Below are 17,002 nucleotides of genomic sequence, written 5' to 3' on the forward strand. Positions count from 1 at the left end.
CCCGACGCGGACGGCCCCGCCGGGAGGGCGCGGCGGGCGGGGCCTGCTTAGCGTGGCTGCGTGAGCGCGCGAACCCTCTCCGGTCCGGCAGTGGCCCGTCACGGCTGGGCGCAGGCCTTCGCCACGGTACTGGCCGGGCTGCTCGCCATGGGAGCCGTGGCCGCGTTCGGGCTGTGGGCGGCCGGTGCCACGGACCTGCCCGACAACGCCTTCCCCCGGGTCGTCACGGCGACCGTCGTCGCCGCCGTGGGCGGTTCGGTGGAGCTGTCCGGGGACGCCGGGGGCCTCGCCGGCACCGACGCGGGACTGACGGTGATGCCGCTGTCCGTCACGCTGGCCGGGGCGCTGGTGATCGCGGCGGGATTCCTGCGGCCGCTGCGTCACCGTGCGGTCGCCGGCGCCGGGGAACTGGCCGGCTGGGCCGGCCGCATCGCCCTCCTGTGGCTACTCGCCCTCGTCGGACTGGCCTTCGCCTCGCGGCAGACCTTCGAGGTGCCGCTCGGGGAAGGGGTGCTCGACGACCTCGGGGACCTGTTCGGCATCACCCCGCGGATCGGCTTCACCACGGACGTGCCGCTGACCGCGCTGTTCGGCCTGCTGTGGCTGGCGGGTGTGCTGGTGCTCGCCCTGCTGGTGGCGCGCGGGGCGCCGCTGCCGGGACGGCTGCTGCGTTTCCGGGCGTCGGTGCGGCCGGTGGCGTACGCGATGGTGGCGCTGCTGCTGGCGTACGTCGCGGTCGGTGCCGTCGTCGGTCTGGTCGTCGCCGGGACGCGGGGGCATCCGGCGGACACCTTCGCCGTGCTGCTGCTCGGTCTGCCGAACCTGGCGTGGCCGGCGCTCACCATCGGTCTCGGCGCCACCTGGAACGGCCGGGTGGAGGGGCCGTTCGGGCTGCCGATGCCGCACGTGCTCGACGAGGTGCTGCGCACGCCGGACGTCTCCACGGTGAATCTGGGCACGCTCACCGAGCGGGACGGACGGATGTGGTGGCTCCTCGTGGCGGCCGTGGTGCTGGTCCTGGCGGCCGGGTGTCTGGCGGCGGCCCGGTCCCCGGCCGGTGTGCCGGCGTGGCGGCTCGCCGTGCACATGGCGGTGGCGCTGGCGCTCACGGTGCTCATGATCTGCGCGGTGGGCCGGGTCTCCGCGTACTACGGCCTGTCCGTGCTCGGCATCGGTGACCTGGGCGGAGGACTGTCCGGGCGGTTGTTCCTGCGCCCGCGGCCGTGGGGCGCGGTCGGCCTCGCCCTGCTGTGGGGTCTGGTCGCGGGGTTCCTCGGCGCGCTGATCGTGCGCGGGGTGCGTACCGGGGGCGTCGCGGACGGGCGGCCGTCCGCCTAGTGCCCGGGCTCCCGCCCGGCCGGATCGTCTCCGGGGCCGGCCATCCGTGTGCGCGCCCAGCCGAGCACCTCTTCCGAGTCCAGCCCCGTGACCCAGGCGTCGGCCTGCCGGCTCCCCTCGCCGGGCGGCCGCGGTCCCACGCCGAGGACCCGCAGCCCCGCGCGTCGTGCGGACTCGACGCCCGTGAGGGAGTCCTCGACGGCGAGAGCCGCCTGCGGGGGGACTCCGCACAGGCGGGCGGCCGTGGCGTAGACGTCGGGCCAGGGCTTGGGCCGCACCACGTGCTCCTGCCCGAGGCCGTCCGCCGGCCCCGCCGCGCCGGACGTTCCCGGCGTCACCGTGGGGACGACGACGTGCCGGAAGTACGTGCGCAGTCCGGCCCGGGAGAGGCTCTCCTCCACGGCCACCAGCGGGCAGTTGCTGGCCACCGCCAGCGGGAGGCGCCGCGAGCACAGCCGCACGAACTCGGGGGCGCCGGGCATCGTCAGCGGGTCCTGCGCGACGAGGAACATGAAGTGTTCGAGCAGCGCGTCCGCGAACTCCTCGGCCAGGTCCGGCTTGTTCGTCTCCTGGGCCATGAGCCGTCCGCAGTCGGCGTAGTGCACGCCCTTCGCCCGCTCGGCGAAGCCGGGGGGAGGCAGCAGACCGAACTCGCGGAAGGTCCGGATGCGGGCGTCCTGCCAGTGGCATTCGGTGTCCATCAGGGTTCCGTCGCAGTCGAAGACGACGGCTTCGGGCGACCAGTTGGACGGAAAACGCGACATCCCGGTCACGGCGACCTCCTGGGGTGGGCGGCCACGCGCGTCACGGGCCGCCGGGTGAGTGGTTGCGGCCTCCCGCGACGGGCCACCGGGACCGTCTAGCGTTCCCTCGTCGGTTCCACCGACGAGGGAACGATCAGCATTTCGGGACATCAGCCGCAAAAGGAAAACATTACGACGGCTACGTTATTTCGGCCCGGAAAGGCAGCGCAATCACTACTTCGAGTGCTCGACCCCAGGGCGTCCGGGGTGTATACGGGCATCGGGCGCGATACGCGCCCAGCCATTGCTGACGAACCATCATTGCCGCCTCAGCGCAGCGGAGTTGAGACCGGCCGCAGGGAGGCAACCGCCCGTCGACGGGCCGCGACTGCCTTGATCGGTGGAGCGCGCGAGCAGCACCCAAAAGGCCAGTCGCCACTCGCGCGCGTTCATCTTCGAAAGAAAAATGCAATAACCGCGCGCAGTTGACGCCCGATTGCTCCAGGCGTACGCGGGCGCACTACATTTTCCGTCGTTCATCAACGACGAGCCGAGGTGCGCGAGATCTTGCAAGAACGGGCCAGAGCAACCCGCAGATCGCTCCTGGAGGCGGCCGCCTGCCTCTTCGCCCAGCAGGGATACGCGGGCACCAGCGTCAACGACATAAGCGCCCGGTCCGGGCGGACCAGCGGCTCCGTGTACTTCCACTACGCCAGCAAGGAGGGCATCGCCCTCGCCGTCGTCCGGGACGGCTTCGCCACCTGGCCCGGCCTCGCCGCGCGGTACGGCGACCTGTCCGTGCCACCGCTCGAACGCCTCGTCGCCCTGAGCTACGAGATCGCCCGGGCCCTCTCCGAGGACCCCCTGACCCGCGCGGGTGCCCGGCTGTGGGCGGAGCGCGACACCATCAACGTGCGCCTGCCCGACCCCTTCGCCCTCTGGACGACCGCCGCCACACGTCTGCTCTGCCAGGCCCGGAACAGTGGTCAGCTCGCCGCGCACATCCGCCCGGCCCCCACCGCCCGCACCCTGGTCCGCGCCTTCTTCGGCTTCTGCGCCCTCACCGAGGCACTGGAGGGACCGGGCGCCCTCACCGGCCGCCTCTGCGACTGGTGGCACGTGACCCTGCCGTCGCTCCAACCGGCCCCCGAGCACGACGGCCCCGGGCGGGCCGGCCTCCGGGCGAGCGGTACGTGAGCGACGCCGCTCGGATCCAGCCGTCCGCACCACGTCCGGGCCGACAGCGGCGGCCGCACGGACTCAGGCGACGGGGACGACCAGCGGCGGGGCGGCCCGCTGCATGCGCAGCGCGTCGACGGACTCGGCCAGCAGCTCGTACTCGGTGGTGTCGTCGCTGGTGGCGATGCGCACCAGGCGCCCCGCGGCCAGCTCGTCGGCGACCAGTTCCTGCTGGACGACGTCCGCGCACCAGTGGCGCAGGACGCGCGGCACGTCGGGAGCGTCGTCGGCGACCGGGGTCAGGGCGCCGCGGGGTAAGTGAGGGGAGTCGGGCTGCGGATCGAGGCGCTCGGCCATCCAGGACGCGCGGTCGCGCAGCCACCACAGGGCGAGGGCGAGGGTGGGAGCCCGATAGGTCCCCAGAGGGACGCCGACACGCCGGCCGTCGCAGACCCCGTAGGCGGTGACATGGCACAGGAACTCGTCGTGCACTGCTCCCCTCCCCCGTCGCCCGGCTCGCCTGCCGGTCGGGCATGACGTCCGGGCGGCTCGTGTGCGGTGCGTGAGGGCACTGTCGCGTGGTGTGAGTCGCCCTAAGGGTGAGTATGTTCACTGCTGAACCACTGTCACCATGAATTTCCGGCCAGTCTCCTGGCATATTCACGGCACTGGCTGGCCGAAACGTGACACCGGGCGGAGCCACCGTCATGACCCCCGAGGTAATCGACGGCTCCTGCCGGGTGCGGGCAAGGTTGCGCTACCGGGTCGCCGAGACCGGACCCGGTCCCTGACCAGTACGTACCACCTCGATGGAGGCTGATCGACATGTCCGCACCCACCCACCGTCACGAGGATGCCGTCGCCCGCTACTTCGAGGCCTGGAACGCCGGGGCGGAGGCGCGGGACAAGGCGGTCGCCGCGGCCTGGACCGCGGACGGCGGCTACACCGACCCGCTCGCCGACGTCCGCGGCCACGAGCAGATCGCCGCGGTGATCACGGCGGCGCACGAGCAGTTCCCGGGGTTCGTCTTCCGGCTGTCCGGTGCCGTCGACGGGCACCACGACACGGCCCGCTTCTCCTGGGAGCTGGTGAACGAGGCCGACGGCTCGGCGCCCGTGGCCGGGTCCGACGTGATCACCCTGGACGAGGAGGGCAGGATCCGGGCCGTGTACGGCTTCCTGGACCGGGTGCCCGCGGGGGCGTGACGCCGGACCGCCGGCGGGGAGGAACGCGCCACGGTCACGGTCCGGCCGGCGGAACGGCCCGGAACGTGACCGTGGCGCAGGGCCGCCCTAGCGGGTGACGACGGCGTCGATCCGGGACAGCTCACCGGCGTCGAAGCCGAGGTTGCCGATGGCCGAGACGCTGTCCTCGAGCTGCCGCGGGCTGCTCGCGCCGACGAGGGCCGAGGTCACCCGCCCCTCGCGCAGGACCCAGGCCAGGGCCATCTGGGCCAGGGACTGGCCGCGGGACTTGGCGATCTCGTCCAGGGCCCGCAGCTTGGCGACCAGTTCCCCGGTGACCGCGTCGGAGTTCAGGAACGGGCTGTCGCTCGCGGCGCGCGAGTCCTCGGGGATGCCGTCGAGGTAGCGGCCGGTGAGCAGGCCCTGCTCCAGCGGGGAGTACGCGATGGAGCCGACCTTCAGCTCGTCCAGGGTGTCCAGCAGACCGCTGCTCTCCGGGCGCCGGTCGAGCATCGAGTAGCGCGGCTGGTGGATCAGCAGCGGGGTGCCCAGGTCGGCGAGGATGCGGGCGGCCTCGCGGGTCTGCTCCGGCGAGTAGTTGGAGACGCCGACGTAGAGCGCCTTGCCCTGCTGGACCGCCGTGTGCAGCGCGCCCATCGTCTCCTCCAGGGGAGTCTCCGGGTCGGGGCGGTGCGAGTAGAAGATGTCGACGTGGTCCAGGCCCATGCGGGTCAGGCTCTGGTCGAGGGAGGACAGCAGGTACTTGCGCGAGCCCCACTCGCCGTACGGGCCGGGCCACATCAGATAGCCGGCCTTGGTGGAGATGACCAGCTCGTCGCGGTACGGCGCGAAGTCGGCCTTCAGGGCCTCGCCGAGCGCGGACTCGGCGGAGCCGGGCGGCGGGCCGTAGTTGTTGGCGAGGTCGAAGTGGGTGACACCGAGGTCGAAGGCGCGGCGCAGGATGGCGCGCTGGGTCTCGACGGGGCGGTCGGGGCCGAAGTTGTGCCACAGGCCGAGCGAGAGCGCGGGGAGCTTCAGGCCGCTGCGTCCGGTGCGCCGGTAGGGCATCTCCGCGTAGCGGTCGGGGTGTGCGGTGTACAACGCGACTCCATAGGGGTTGGCCCCCGAGGTACGGGGCTTGGGCGGAACCGCGCCCCACTCTTCCGTGACCTGCGGGCAGTGGTCCAACAGAAGAATCCGATGGTATTCAGCGGCTAGGCTTCTCAATCATGGAACTGCGCCATCTCCAGCACTTCGTGGCGGTCGCCGAGGACCAGCACTTCACCCGCGCGGCCGAACGGCTGCTGGTGTCCCAGTCCGGCCTGTCGGCGTCGATCCGGGCGCTGGAGCGGGAGCTGCGGGCACCGCTGTTCGTGCGCACGACCCGCAGGGTGACGCTGACGGAGGCGGGGCGGGCGCTGCTGGACGAGGCACAGCGCATCCTGGCACAGGTGCGGTCGGCCCACGAGGCGGTCGCCGCGGTGCAGGGCGTGCTGCGCGGCACGCTGTCGCTGGGCACCGAGCAGTGCATCGCCGGGGTGCCGGTGGCGGGGCTGCTGGCCGCGTTCCGGCGCCGGCATCCGGACGTGGAGATCCGGCTGCGGCAGGCGGGCTCGGGCGAGCTGGCGGAGGAGGTCGCGGCCGGGCGGCTCGACCTGGCCTTCGCCTACCGCACGCAGGCGGACACGGAACAGCTGCGGTCCGTCTCGCTGGCCGGCGAGCCGATGACCGTCCTGTGCCATCCCGGCCACCGCCTCGCGGGGAACGGTGCGGCGCTGGCCCCGCGCGATCTCGCCGACGAGGTCTTCGTCGACTTCCACCCGGACTGGGGCCCGCGCCGCGTCACCGACACGGCCTTCGCCGCGGCGGGCGTACGGCGGACCGTCGCGCTGGAGGTGAACGACGTGCACGGGCTGCTCGACCTGCTCGACGAGAACCTCGGCATCGCGGTGGTGCCGCGCCACTTCCGGCACAAGCGGGCCTCCCTCACCTCGCTGCCGTTCGCGGACTCCGACGACACGGCATACGAGACGATCGCCCTGCTGCCGCCCGCGCAGGCCACCAGTCCCGCGGCCCGGGCACTGATGGGGCTGCTGGAAACGGGGAGCGCGTGAGGGCGGACTGAGCGATGGTGGACCCATGCTTGCGAAGGACATCCTCATCGAGGGCTACGGCCGCATCCAGGAAGAAGTCCACGCCGCCGTCGAGGGCCTGGACCCCGACGGCCTGAACGCCCGTCCCGCCCCCGACGCAAACTCCGTCGCCTGGCTGGTCTGGCACCTCACCCGGGTGCAGGACGACCACATCGCGGACGCCTTCGGGCTCGACCAGGTGTGGCTGACCCAGGACTGGGAGAAGCGCTTCGGGCTGAATCTGCCCCGCCACGACACCGGGTACGGACACAGCTCCGCGCAGGTCGCCGAGGTGCGGGTCGACTCGGCGAGCCTGCTGACCGGCTACCACGACGCCGTGCACGAACAGACGCTCGGCGCCCTGCGTTCCCTGTCCGCCAAGGACCTGGAGCGGGTCGTGGACGACAACTGGGATCCGCCGGTCACGCTGGGCGTGCGGCTGGTCAGCGTCCTGTCCGACGACCTCCAGCACGCCGGACAGGCCGCCTACGCGCGCGGGCTCGTCCGGAGCACGGCCTCGTAACCCGGCAGGACGACGTCCTCGATCAGGGCCCTGCGCTCGTCGAAGGGGATGAAGGCGCTCTTGAGGGCGTTCACGGTGACCGTACGCAGGTCCTCGGCCGTCCAGCCCGCGTGCTCGACGAGGAGGGACATCTCGCGGGTCATCGTCGTGCCCGAGACCAGGCGGTTGTCGGTGTTGAGGGTGACGCGGAAGCCGAGGTCCTTGAGCGCCGTGATCGGGTGCTCGGCGATGGAGGTGGCGGCGCCGGTCTGGAGGTTGGAGGTCGGGCACATCTCCAGCGCGACGCGGCGGTCGCGGACCCAGGCGGCGAGGCGCCCGAGCTTGCCGGCCGCGAGGTCGGGGATGTCGTCGGTGATGCGGACGCCGTGACCGATGCGCTGGGCGCCGCACACCTGGAGGGCCTGGTGGATGCTGGGCAGCCCGTGGGCCTCACCGGCGTGGATGGTGAACGGCACGTTCTCGCGGCGCAGGTGCTCGAAGGCGTCGAGGTGGTCGGCGGGCGGGAAGCCGTCCTCGGCGCCGGCGATGTCGAAGCCGACGACGCCCGCGTCCCGGAACGCGACCGCGAGGTCGGCGGTCGCCCGGGTGCGGTCGAACATCCGCATGCCGCACAGCAGGGTCCCGACACGGACCGGCGTGCCCGCCGCCGCGGCCTTCGCCATGCCGGCGGCCAGGCCCTCCTGGACGGTCTCCACGACCTCGGCGAGGCTCAGGCCGCCGTTCGTCATGAGCTCGGGGGCGTAGCGGACCTCGCCGTAGACGACGCCGTCGGCGGCGAGGTCGAGGACGTACTCCTCGGCGGTGCGCAGCAGGCCCTCGCGGTTCTGCATCACGGCGAGGGTGTGCTCGAAGGTGGCGATGTAGCGCACCAGGTCACCGGAGTTGGCGGCCTCGTAGTACCAGGCGGCCAGCTCGTCGGGGTCGGTGGTGGGCAGGGTGTGGCCGACGGTGGCGGCCAGTTCCACCACGGTCGCCGGGCGCAGGCCGCCGTCGAGGTGGTCGTGCAGCACCGCCTTCGGCAGGCGGCGGACGGTGTCGTTGTCTATGCGCGTAGATGACATGTGCGGCGATTCCTCGGCGGGTCGGTGCGGGGAGTGCGGGTCGGGTCAGACGGCGGGCTGGAGCAGGTCCCAGCGGTTGCCGTACAGGTCCTGGAAGACGGCGACCGAGCCGTAGGGCTCGTGCCGGGGATCCTCCAGGAAGGTCACGCCGGCGGCGGCCATCCGGGCGTGGTCGCGGGCGAAGTCGTCGGTGTACAGGAAGAAGCCGACGCGCCCGCCCGTCTGGTCGCCGATCCGGGCGCGCTGGACCTCGCCCTTGGCGCGGGCCAGCAGCAGAGCGGTGCCCTGCGCGGGGGCGCCGGGTTCGACGACCACCCAGCGGGAGCCGTCGGGCCGGGGGGTGTCCTCGGCGAGGCGGAACCCGAGGGCCCCGGTGTAGAAGCGGATCGCCTCGTCGTAGTCGTCGACGACGAGGGTGACCAGGGCGATACGCGACATCGGGACCTTCCGGGACAGGCGATTGACGGGAGAGGTTATACGTAAAACTCACCGGGCGCCAGTCTCCGGTCCTACGTCTCGGGCCCGAGGCCGAGCACCGTCCCGGGCCCGAGGTGCGGGCCCGGCCCGCACCCTACGGTCGTGACCATGAGGAGCACCGCACCGCCGCGTGAACCCGGCCGCCGAAGGCACGACGTACTCGACCGCCTGGAGCGGGAGTCGGACATCTGGGTCGCCACGGCGGACGCCGGGGGTCTGCCGTGCGCGGTCCCGTTGTGGTTCGTGTGGCACCGGGAGTCGGTCTGGCTGTGCACCCGGCTCACCAACCCGACCGGCCGCAACCTGCGGGACGGCGGCCGGGCCCGACTGGCGTTCGGGGACACCCGGGACGTCGTGCTGATCGACGGCGAGGTGGAGACCTTCGCTCTGCCGGAGGCACCTTCGGCGGCCGAGGCGTTCACCGCGAAGACCGGCTGGGACCCGCGCGGGGACGGTGCGCCGTACGCATGGTTCCGGGTGCGTCCGCTCGTGGTGCAGGCGTGGCACGGGACGCGCGAGCTGAGGGGACGGCACCTCATGCGGGACGGTGTCTGGACCGTGTAGGGCGCGTCAGCCCGTCCGTGCGCCGTCGAGCCGCGCGAGTTCGTCGTCGTCGAGCCGCAGGGCGCCCGCCGCCACGTTCTCGGCGAGGTGGCCGGGGTCGCCGGTGCCGGGGATGGCGAGCACGTTCGGCCCCTGGTGCAGGGTCCAGGCGATCCTGACCTGAGCGGGGCTCGCCCCGTGGGCCCGGGCGACGGCGCGGACCTCGTCCTCGTGGGCGGTGCCGGCGCCCCTGGGGCCCGCCTCGCCGGCGATGGCGTAGAACGGCACGAAGGCGATGCCCTGGTGCCGGCACAGGGTGAGGAGTTCGTCGGTGGCGGGGACGTGGAAGCCGAGGCCGTAGCGGTTCTGGACGCAGACCACGGGCGCGATGGCCTGGGCCTCGGCGAGGTGGCGGGGCTCGACGTCGGAGAGGCCGAGGTGGCGGATCAGGCCGGCCTCACGCAGCTCGGCGAGGGCGCCGAAGTGTTCGGCGATCGAGTCCTGCCGCATGCGGCGCAGGTTGACGACGTCGAGGTGGTCGCGGCCGAGCTGGCGCAGGTTCTCCTCGACGTGGGCGCGCAGGTCCTCGGGGCGGGCGGAGGTGCCCCACTCCCCCGACCAGTCGCGGTACGGGCCGACCTTGGTGACGATCACGAGGTCGTCGGGGTACGGCGCCAGCGCGCTGTTGATCAGTTCGTTGGCGGAGCGCAGGGACGAGAAGTAGAAGGCGGCGGTGTCGATGTGGTTGACGCCGAGTTCGACCGCCCGGCGCAGGACGGCGAGGGACCGCGCGCGGTCGCTCGGCGTGCCGAGGTGGAAGGCGGCGCTGCCCGTCAGCCGCATCGCGCCGAAGCCGACGCGGTTGACGGGCAGGTCGCCGAGGTGCCAGGTGCCCGCGGTCTCCGCGGTGATCGTTTCCGAGGTCATCGGCGGAGTCTCGCACACGCCCGGCGGGGCTCAGCAGTACAGGTTGCCGCCCGGGGAGACACCGAGTATCTGGCTGAACCGCTGGTAGGTGGAGACCCGGCTCTGGACCTGCGCGGGGTTCTTCCCGTCGCACTCCAGGGAGCCGTTGATGGAGCGGATGGTCTGGCCGAATCCGGCCCCGTTGACCATGGCGTTGTGCGGGGTCATGGTGCCCGGTCCGGACTGGGTGTTCCAGTACCACAGGCCGGTCTTCCAGGCGACGGCCGCGTCGTTCTGCACCAGCCAGGGGTTGCCCAGCAGGTCGATGCCGAGCGCGTCGCCCGCGGCCTTGTAGTTGAAGTTCCAGCTGAGCTGGATCGGTCCGCGCCCGTAGTAGGCGGCCTGGCCGGCCGGGCAGCCGTAGGGCTGGTTCCAGTCGCAGTAGTGGGGGTAGTTGGCGGTGTTCTGCTCGACGACGTGCACCAGGCCGCCGGTCTCGTGGCTGACGTTGGCGAGGAAGGCGGCGGCCTCCTGCTTCTTCGTCGTGTCACTTCCGGTGTTGGCGAAGCCCGGGTAGGCGGCGAGCGCGGCGGTGAGGCCGCTGTAGGTGTAGAAGGAACTCCGCCCCGGGAACATCTGGTTGAACTGGGCCTCGCTGACCACGAAGTTGCCGACCGGCGTCTGCGAGCCGCCGTCGCAGCCGTACGGCTCCCAGTACCAGGTGCTGATGACCGGGTCGTAGCCCGGGTTGGCGTGCTCGGCGATGTAGGCCTTGCCGTCGGTGTAGCGGACGATGTCGCCGGCGTTGTAGGACTTGCCCGCCGTCCAGTTCGGGTAGCTCGAACACGCGGCGGCGGACGCCTCGGTGGCCGGCAGGAAGGCGGGCACGGCACCCGCGAGGGCGAGTGCGGTCACGAGGGCGGAGATACGGCGTCTCGGCACGGGTCTGCCTCCTTTGCGGAGCACGGCCGCTCCCCGCGACAAGGGCAGGGGGGAGCCGGTCCCTGTCCGCGCGTGCCGGTGGGACCGGCCGGGCGTGGGGGCGGCCGTGGTGGGGGGTGTGGAGGCATACTCAACCGCTTTGGTCTGTACCAGTCAAGGGTGTAGACCAGTTCAACCCGGCCGAGTTCCGGCCGGGTTGAGTGGGACGCCGGCGGCGGAGTCGCGCCGGCGTCATGCGGAGGTCACGCCTTGTCGAGGGTGACCTCGGCGGTCTGCTGCCCGGTGTTCACGCTCGCCGGGTGGTCGCGGTGAGTTCGGCGGGCGGCTCGGGCATCGGGCGTGGAGTCCACCGCGTGCGGGCACGGTGACGCCGTTGCGGTACTGCTCGAAGGTGGCGCCGATCTCGCGTACACAGCCGTACGGTCCGAAAGCGATGCGCGAGACGGTGAAGGAACCGGCGCCGGCGTTGCACCAGTGAGCGTCCTCGCCGAACTCCGGCTCGGGATCCTACGGCTGGGCGTGGGGCCAGCGCGGGGCCCCGGTTACAGGTGGTGCCACCGGCTCGGTCATCGGGCGCCGGCCGGCACCCTGTCCTCGTCGCGGGCCGGGACCACCACCAGGAAGGCGTCCGTCTCCAGGTCCATCACCACGGTGGCGGGCTCACCCTCGGCGCGGCGTCGCGCCGCGTACTCCTCCGCCGGCCACGACCCGCGCGGAGACCCCGCCGGGAACCGCTCCAACACCTTCGCGTCCATAACCGCCGCCACCTCCAGCGTCCCGGATCGGTCGATCACTTGCGTATCCCTGCGGATGCCCCGGATCCGGGGAGACATGTACCGGGCACCTATCTCTACACATAAGGGAGAAATAAGAGCAGAATGGGGCATGTACGGAGCTGACGCACCGCGTCCGACGCGGTCGGCCCGGCAAGTCGAAGGAGACGACTCATGGCCCACGTCTCGCACCATAGAAGTGACATCAGCAGCCACCCCGACGCACCGGAGATGCAGGCGCGCTACGACCGCATGCTGGGCGGTCGCGACGTGGCACTCGTGGACGGACCGGTGTTCCTGCTCGGTCTGTACTGTGCCGTGTCCCCGTGGATAGTCCACTTCACCACCAGCCAGCCCGCGCTCGTCGCCCACAATCTGATCATCGGAGTCGCGATCGGCCTGCTCGCCCTCGGGTTCACCCGGGCCCCCGAGCGCATGTACGGCCTCAGCGGGGCCATGTGCGCCATGGGCGTGTGGATGATCATCTCCCCATGGATCGTCGGCACGAATCCGGACGCCGGCGTCATCTGGAACAACGTCGTCATCGGGGCTCTGACGCTGGCCCTGGGCACGGTCTGCCTCGCTACCGCGGCCAGGAGTGCCCACAAGCGGTAGCTCCGCGAGGCCCGACACGGAAGGAGGGCCGCACGGTCCCGAGCGGTGCGCCGGACACGGCGCGCCGCTCTCGTCCGTCCGCACCGGTTCGCGAGCCACCCGCCGTGCCGGGCCGGCCGTCGCCCGGGACGTAGGGTGCCCCTCGGTGATCACATCTCGAGGAGGGCCGTGGGCCATGGTCGTGAACGACGTCGAACTGCGACACCTGCGCCGCTGCGTGCAACTGGCCGCCGAGGCCCTGGAGGCCGGGGACGAGCCGTTCGGATCGGTTCTGGTGGGCGCGGACGGAACGGTGCTGGCCGAGGACCACAACCGGGTGGCGTCCGGCGACCGCACCCGGCACCCCGAGTTCGAGCTGGCACGCTGGTCGGCCGCCCACCTCACTCCCGGGGAGCGGGCCGCGGCGACGGTGTACACGTCCGGCGAGCACTGCCCGATGTGTGCCGCCGCGCATGCCTGGGTGGGCCTCGGGCGCATCGTGTACGTCGCCTCGTCGGAGCAGCTCGGCGCCTGGCTCGACGAGTTGGGTGTGCCCGCCCCGCCGGTCCGGCCGCTGCCGATCGGCGACATCGCACCCGGCGTGCCGGTCGAGGGGCCGGTGCCCGGACTGGCGGAGGAGGTGCGGGCGCTGCACCGCCGGTTCCACGGGGGACGGTCCTGACGTCGCACGAAACCCCCGGCGCGACCGGGCGCCGGGGGTGTCACGGGCGGGGAGGACGGGTGGGCAGTGCCCGAGGGCCCGTCCCTCCTGTCACCCCGGCGGGGCGGGCACCGAGGCGCACCCCGCCGGCGCGTGACCGGGTCGGACGTCCACCCCGGTCAGCCCGTGGCTCCCGGACGGAAACGCCGGTAGAGCACCGCTCCGCCCAGGACTAGCGCCGCGCCGCCGGCGAGGGCGGGCAGCGTCGTGTCCGCGCCCGTGTGGGCGAGGGCCTCCACGGACCGCGGCGGGGCCGTGTGCGGGGACGGCTTGGGCTGCACGCGCTCCTCGGGGGGTGTCGAGGGCGCCGGCTTCACCGGCTGCCGCGGTTCCTCGGGACGGTCGCCGGAGGTGTTCACCGACTCGTTGCCGACGGCCGGATTGCCGATGCCGACCACGTTCACGCTGTTGCCGCTGACGTTCACCGGGGCGTGGACCGGCAGCTGTACGCCGTTGCCCGAGAGCACGCCCGGCGAGCCCTGGGTCACGCTCTCCGCGGTCGCGCCGCCGCCCGAGGTGCCGGACGGGGTGTCCGTCTTCACGTGCGCCGTCCCGCCGGTGCCGGTGTTGGCGCAGCGGTTGCCCACGGCCGGGTTGAGGAGCCCGATCACGTTCACCGTGTTCCCGCACACGTTCACCGGGACGTCCACGGGGACCTGGACGGTGTTGCCGGAGACGACTCCGGGCGAACCGGCCGCTGAGCCGACCGCGGCCGCACCGTCGGACGCGAACGCCGCGTACGCCGGCATCGTCACGGCCAGCGCGCCGGAGGCGGCGACAGCGAACACACCGTTTCGGGTAACCCTTCGCATGAGGTTCCCTGCCTTCCAGACAATGTCGCGGGCGCTCGCCCGCACCGGTTAAAACGCGGGCGCACCATCCGAGTTATGGCTTATCGGCCTTTCACTCCATCGAGTGGGCGGTTTGTCGAACAAGCGGCACGGTGTCCGTACGCCCGCACAGGACCGCGCCGCCCGGCGAAAACGCCCGGAGGCGCGGGACGCGAGGCCCGTTTATGGTGATCGAGGGCGCCGACGACCGGTCCGCGACGGGGCATCCCCGGGAGGCATCGATGCTGGTCAAGCTGTCGACTCGGCCGACGGTCCGGCATTGCGCGGTCACCGGGGCGCTCGGCCTGGCCCTGCTGGGCGCGGGGCTGCCGGCCGCGACCGCGGAGGGCACCGCACCCGGCCTGTCCCGGTTCTACGACCAGAGGATCAGATGGTCGGCGTGCGAGGGCATGGAGATGCCGAAGGACCTCCAGTGCGGGAAGGTCACCGTCCCTCTCGACTACGGCCGCCCGCGGGGCGAAACCCTCGACCTGGCCCTCGCCCGGTACCGGGCGACGGGCGACTCCCGGGGTTCGGTGCTGCTGAACTTCGGCGGACCCGGCGGCTCCGGCGTCAGCGAACTCGCCGTCGGCGGCAAGGACTTCATGCACCTCACCAACGGCTACGACGTGGTGACGTTCGACCCCCGCGGCGTCGGGCGGTCCTCGCCGGTCACCTGCGGCCCCGCCACCGGGCGGATCATCGAGGCGACCGACGGGGACGAGGAGATCGACGACCCGCGCGCCGTGCTGCGAAAGCTGCGCGACGCGGCCGCCGAGTGCGCGAAGCACTCGGGTCCCGTGCTGCCCCGCATGGGCACGGTGAACGCCGCCCGGGACATGGACGTGATGCGCGCGGCGCTCGGCGACGACCGGCTCAACTACCTCGGCTTCTCCTACGGCACCCGGCTGGGCGCGGTCTACGCCGCGCAGTTCCCCCACAAGGTGGGCCGGGTGGTCCTGGACGGTGTGGACACGCTCACGGAGCCGCTGGCCGAGCAGGGGCTGGCCGGCGCCCGGGGCCAGCAGACCGCGCTGGACAACTTCCTGGACTGGTGCGTCGAGGACATCGCCTGCCCGTTCGGCCAGGACGCCCGGGACGCCCGGCGCCAGGTGGTCCGGCTCGTCGGCTCGCTCGACGCGGATCCGGTGCCGTCGGCCTTCGGCGAGGACTTCTCCGGGCAGGACCTGGTGGGCGCCGTCGGGCAGGCGCTCTACAGCCGGGAGCTGTGGCCCTCGCTGGAACGCGCCCTCGCCCAGTTGCTGGAGGACGGCGACACCCGCGGTATGGAGGGCTTCCTGTCCGGCGGGGTCACCTTCCCCGTCCGCGGGGAGGGCCGCGAGGCCGGCGGCGGCCTCACCGACGAGGAGGACGTCCCCATGGACAACCTCCCGGCCGCCCTGATGGCGGTCAACTGCGCGGACGATCCGGACCGCCCCTCCGCCGAGCAGGTCGCCCGGTCGCTGGGACGGCTGCGCGAGCGGTACGAGGACGCCTCGCCGGTCTTCGGCCGGTACCGGCTCACCCAGGTGCTGATGTGCTACGGACGCCCGAAGGGGACCGACTACATACGCGACGACGTGAAGAACGTGGACACCGCGAAGATGCTGCTGGTCGGCACGCGCGGCGACCCGGCGACGCCGTACCGCTGGACCGTGGAGACGGCCGAGCGGCTCGGCCCGTCCGCGGTGGTGCTCGACAACAAGGGCGAGGGGCACACCGGTTACGCGTCCTCCGGCTGCGTGCACCGCAAGGTCGACGACTTCCTGCTCTACGGTTCCCTGCCGCCCGACGGCAGTTCCTGCGGCGCCGAGAACGAGGAGGACTGAACCGGCGGGCACGGGGCACGGCCGGGGCCGTCCCGACCCAGGAAAATTGCTCCGAATGCCCGATACGCCCAACGGCTCTATGGTGCTGACATGGAGCACGATCTGAGTCCCGCAGCCCTTGCCGAGCTACGCCGGCCCCGCCCCTATCCGGCGGTGTCCGTGCTGACGCCGACGCACCGCCGCGAACCGGACAACGCCCAGGACCCGGTCCGCCTGCGCAATGTGGTCGCCGAGGCCAAGAAGCAGCTCGAGGACGATCCGGCGGTCACCCGGGAGCGGCGCCTCGAGGTCGCCCGGGAGCTGGACCGGGCCCTCGCCGAGGTCGATCTCACGTACGCCGAGGACGGTCTGGCGATCTTCGCCGCCCCCGGTGAGCACCAGGTCTGGACGCTGGCCCGTTCCGTGCCCGAGCGCGTGGTGCTCTCGGACACCTTCCTGACCCGCAACCTCGTCGCCGCGCAGACCGCCGAGCGGCCGTTCTGGGTGCTCTCGGTCGCCGCGGACCGCGTCACGCTGTGGAACGGCGGCGGCGACCGGGTCGTCGAGGAACGCACCGGCGGCTTCCCCATGGACCGGCCCCTGGAGAACTTCGACCCCGAGCGGCAGGAACGGACCGGGGGCCCACCGAGCGCTTTCCGCGACGAGCGGACCCATCATTTCCTGCGCGAGGCCGACACCGCGATGGGCAGGGTGCTGCGCGCACACCCCCGGCCGCTGTACATCACCGGCCCGGAGGCCGCGCTGTCCCTGTTCGAGGAGATCGGCTCGGTCGCGGCACACGCCGTTTCCGTGCCGCACGGGGGCCTCGCCCACGGCAGCGCCGAGGCCGTGCGGCAGGCGGTGCGGCCGGTGCTGGACGACGAGGCACGCGGCTTCGTCGAGGCCGTGGCCAGGGAGCTGGAGGCGGCCCGGGGGCGCAAGGACTTCGCGGCGGGCGTGGACGAGCTGTGGGAGAGCGCGCACACCGGACGTGTCCGGCTGCTCGCCGTCGAGGAGAACTTCCGGGTGACGATGCGGGACGACGGCGAACACCTGATGCCCGCGGAGAGCGGCGACCTCGACGCCCGCGAGGACATCGTGGACGAGATCGTCGAGCAGTGCCTGGAGACCGGCGCCGACGTCCGGTTCGTGCCGGACGGCGCACTGGGCGACGCGGACGGCATCGCCGGAGTGCTGCGGTACTGACACCCGCCGTCGCCCCCCTCGGGCCTTGACGACCATGAAAC

The 17,002-nt window shown here is 72.5% G+C and carries 19 protein-coding genes; 10 read left to right on the forward strand and 9 right to left on the reverse strand.

The window, feature by feature from the left end; all coding sequences use genetic code 11:
* Positions 1–60 precede the first annotated feature (60 nt).
* On the forward strand, positions 61–1,338 hold the full coding sequence (locus AC0VYN_RS20230; protein ID WP_475532086.1) for a streptophobe family protein: 1,278 nt from the start codon (positions 61–63) through the stop codon (positions 1,336–1,338).
* On the opposite strand, the gene AC0VYN_RS20235 is transcribed toward AC0VYN_RS20230, so the two are convergent.
* Positions 1,335–2,102: an HAD family hydrolase gene (locus AC0VYN_RS20235; protein ID WP_475536937.1), complete on the reverse strand. Its 768-nt coding sequence runs from the start codon at positions 2,100–2,102 to the stop codon at positions 1,335–1,337. The two genes, AC0VYN_RS20230 and AC0VYN_RS20235, sit on opposite strands and share 4 nt — an antisense overlap.
* 534 nt (positions 2,103–2,636) lie before the next feature.
* Between AC0VYN_RS20235 and AC0VYN_RS20240 the strand changes: the two genes are divergently transcribed.
* On the forward strand, positions 2,637–3,278 hold the full coding sequence (locus tag AC0VYN_RS20240; protein WP_475532087.1) for a ScbR family autoregulator-binding transcription factor: 642 nt from the start codon (positions 2,637–2,639) through the stop codon (positions 3,276–3,278).
* A gap of 63 nt (positions 3,279–3,341) precedes the next feature.
* On the opposite strand, the gene AC0VYN_RS20245 is transcribed toward AC0VYN_RS20240, so the two are convergent.
* The gene (locus AC0VYN_RS20245; protein WP_385470836.1) at positions 3,342–3,752 is read right to left on the reverse strand and encodes a hypothetical protein; all 411 of its coding nucleotides are present in this window, start codon (positions 3,750–3,752) and stop codon (positions 3,342–3,344) included.
* 333 nt (positions 3,753–4,085) lie between these two features.
* Here AC0VYN_RS20245 and AC0VYN_RS20250 point away from each other — a divergent pair, with 333 nt between their 5' ends.
* Positions 4,086–4,466, forward strand: coding sequence for a nuclear transport factor 2 family protein (locus AC0VYN_RS20250; RefSeq protein ID WP_385470838.1), 381 nt, complete (start codon positions 4,086–4,088; stop codon positions 4,464–4,466).
* Positions 4,467–4,553: 87 nt separating this feature from the next.
* On the opposite strand, the gene mgrA is transcribed toward AC0VYN_RS20250, so the two are convergent.
* The gene (mgrA, locus tag AC0VYN_RS20255) at positions 4,554–5,546 is read right to left on the reverse strand and encodes an L-glyceraldehyde 3-phosphate reductase (RefSeq protein ID WP_475532088.1); all 993 of its coding nucleotides are present in this window, start codon (positions 5,544–5,546) and stop codon (positions 4,554–4,556) included.
* A gap of 128 nt (positions 5,547–5,674) precedes the next feature.
* On the opposite strand from mgrA, the gene AC0VYN_RS20260 reads away from it, so the two are divergent.
* Together AC0VYN_RS20260 and AC0VYN_RS20265 are read left to right on the forward strand one after the other, a co-directional pair.
* Positions 5,675–6,559, forward strand: coding sequence for a LysR substrate-binding domain-containing protein (locus AC0VYN_RS20260; protein WP_475532089.1), 885 nt, complete (start codon positions 5,675–5,677; stop codon positions 6,557–6,559).
* A gap of 25 nt (positions 6,560–6,584) precedes the next feature.
* The gene (locus tag AC0VYN_RS20265) at positions 6,585–7,100 is read left to right on the forward strand and encodes a mycothiol transferase (protein WP_475532090.1); all 516 of its coding nucleotides are present in this window, start codon (positions 6,585–6,587) and stop codon (positions 7,098–7,100) included.
* Here the strand turns inward: AC0VYN_RS20265 and AC0VYN_RS20270 are convergent.
* On the reverse strand, positions 7,064–8,161 hold the full coding sequence (locus tag AC0VYN_RS20270; RefSeq protein ID WP_451689970.1) for an adenosine deaminase: 1,098 nt from the start codon (positions 8,159–8,161) through the stop codon (positions 7,064–7,066). The two genes, AC0VYN_RS20265 and AC0VYN_RS20270, sit on opposite strands and share 37 nt — an antisense overlap.
* A 45-nt stretch (positions 8,162–8,206) precedes the next feature.
* Positions 8,207–8,599: a VOC family protein gene (locus AC0VYN_RS20275; RefSeq protein ID WP_475532091.1), complete on the reverse strand. Its 393-nt coding sequence runs from the start codon at positions 8,597–8,599 to the stop codon at positions 8,207–8,209.
* Between the two features lie 147 nt (positions 8,600–8,746).
* Here AC0VYN_RS20275 and AC0VYN_RS20280 point away from each other — a divergent pair, with 147 nt between their 5' ends.
* A complete protein-coding gene (locus AC0VYN_RS20280) occupies positions 8,747–9,202 on the forward strand; it encodes a pyridoxamine 5'-phosphate oxidase family protein (protein WP_475532092.1) in 456 nt (151 codons plus the stop codon).
* A gap of 6 nt (positions 9,203–9,208) precedes the next feature.
* Here AC0VYN_RS20280 and AC0VYN_RS20285 read toward each other — a convergent pair whose 3' ends face one another.
* The 3 genes from AC0VYN_RS20285 to AC0VYN_RS20295 form a co-directional block, all read right to left on the reverse strand.
* Complete coding sequence (locus AC0VYN_RS20285) at positions 9,209–10,108, reverse strand: oxidoreductase (protein ID WP_475532093.1); 900 nt, start codon at positions 10,106–10,108, stop codon at positions 9,209–9,211.
* A gap of 30 nt (positions 10,109–10,138) precedes the next feature.
* Entirely contained in the window at positions 10,139–11,029 is an 891-nt protein-coding gene (locus AC0VYN_RS20290; RefSeq protein WP_385470855.1) for a glycoside hydrolase family 19 protein, read from the reverse strand.
* Positions 11,030–11,595: 566 nt separating this feature from the next.
* On the reverse strand, positions 11,596–11,784 hold the full coding sequence (locus AC0VYN_RS20295) for a hypothetical protein (RefSeq protein ID WP_385470863.1): 189 nt from the start codon (positions 11,782–11,784) through the stop codon (positions 11,596–11,598).
* 192 nt (positions 11,785–11,976) lie between these two features.
* Here AC0VYN_RS20295 and AC0VYN_RS20300 point away from each other — a divergent pair, with 192 nt between their 5' ends.
* Entirely contained in the window at positions 11,977–12,417 is a 441-nt protein-coding gene (locus tag AC0VYN_RS20300) for an SPW repeat protein (RefSeq protein ID WP_475532094.1), read from the forward strand.
* A gap of 175 nt (positions 12,418–12,592) precedes the next feature.
* The gene (locus AC0VYN_RS20305) at positions 12,593–13,078 is read left to right on the forward strand and encodes a nucleoside deaminase (RefSeq protein WP_475532095.1); all 486 of its coding nucleotides are present in this window, start codon (positions 12,593–12,595) and stop codon (positions 13,076–13,078) included.
* 158 nt (positions 13,079–13,236) lie between these two features.
* On the opposite strand, the gene AC0VYN_RS20310 is transcribed toward AC0VYN_RS20305, so the two are convergent.
* Positions 13,237–13,929 carry a chaplin gene (locus AC0VYN_RS20310; protein ID WP_475532096.1) on the reverse strand — a complete coding sequence of 231 codons (693 nt, stop codon included), beginning with the start codon at positions 13,927–13,929 and terminating at the stop codon, positions 13,237–13,239.
* Between the two features lie 260 nt (positions 13,930–14,189).
* Between AC0VYN_RS20310 and AC0VYN_RS20315 the strand changes: the two genes are divergently transcribed.
* Positions 14,190–15,776 carry an alpha/beta hydrolase gene (locus tag AC0VYN_RS20315; RefSeq protein WP_475532097.1) on the forward strand — a complete coding sequence of 529 codons (1,587 nt, stop codon included), beginning with the start codon at positions 14,190–14,192 and terminating at the stop codon, positions 15,774–15,776.
* 90 nt (positions 15,777–15,866) lie between these two features.
* Positions 15,867–16,961 (forward strand): baeRF3 domain-containing protein, encoded by a 1,095-nt coding sequence (locus tag AC0VYN_RS20320; protein ID WP_475532098.1) that lies wholly within the window; start codon positions 15,867–15,869, stop codon positions 16,959–16,961.
* Positions 16,962–17,002 lie beyond the last annotated feature (41 nt).

Source organism: Streptomyces sp. 63XJN7_1_ISO-PGPR-S23-121 (assembly GCF_056173025.1).

Bases quoted from the DNA above. Each gene is read 5' to 3' on its own strand.
- AC0VYN_RS20235 (WP_475536937.1), bottom strand. From the start codon at position 2,102: ATGTCGCGTTTTCCGTCCAACTGGTCGCCCGAAGCCGTCGTCTTCGAC.
- AC0VYN_RS20250 (WP_385470838.1), top strand. From the start codon at position 4,086: ATGTCCGCACCCACCCACCGTCACGAGGATGCCGTCGCCCGCTACTTC.
- AC0VYN_RS20260 (WP_475532089.1), top strand. From the start codon at position 5,675: ATGGAACTGCGCCATCTCCAGCACTTCGTGGCGGTCGCCGAGGACCAG.
- AC0VYN_RS20265 (WP_475532090.1), top strand. From the start codon at position 6,585: ATGCTTGCGAAGGACATCCTCATCGAGGGCTACGGCCGCATCCAGGAA.
- AC0VYN_RS20270 (WP_451689970.1), bottom strand. From the start codon at position 8,161: ATGTCATCTACGCGCATAGACAACGACACCGTCCGCCGCCTGCCGAAG.
- AC0VYN_RS20275 (WP_475532091.1), bottom strand. From the start codon at position 8,599: ATGTCGCGTATCGCCCTGGTCACCCTCGTCGTCGACGACTACGACGAG.
- AC0VYN_RS20280 (WP_475532092.1), top strand. From the start codon at position 8,747: ATGAGGAGCACCGCACCGCCGCGTGAACCCGGCCGCCGAAGGCACGAC.
- AC0VYN_RS20285 (WP_475532093.1), bottom strand. From the start codon at position 10,108: ATGACCTCGGAAACGATCACCGCGGAGACCGCGGGCACCTGGCACCTC.
- AC0VYN_RS20295 (WP_385470863.1), bottom strand. From the start codon at position 11,784: ATGGACGCGAAGGTGTTGGAGCGGTTCCCGGCGGGGTCTCCGCGCGGG.
- AC0VYN_RS20300 (WP_475532094.1), top strand. From the start codon at position 11,977: ATGGCCCACGTCTCGCACCATAGAAGTGACATCAGCAGCCACCCCGAC.
- AC0VYN_RS20305 (WP_475532095.1), top strand. From the start codon at position 12,593: ATGGTCGTGAACGACGTCGAACTGCGACACCTGCGCCGCTGCGTGCAA.
- AC0VYN_RS20310 (WP_475532096.1), bottom strand. From the start codon at position 13,929: ATGCGAAGGGTTACCCGAAACGGTGTGTTCGCTGTCGCCGCCTCCGGC.
- AC0VYN_RS20315 (WP_475532097.1), top strand. From the start codon at position 14,190: ATGCTGGTCAAGCTGTCGACTCGGCCGACGGTCCGGCATTGCGCGGTC.
- AC0VYN_RS20320 (WP_475532098.1), top strand. From the start codon at position 15,867: ATGGAGCACGATCTGAGTCCCGCAGCCCTTGCCGAGCTACGCCGGCCC.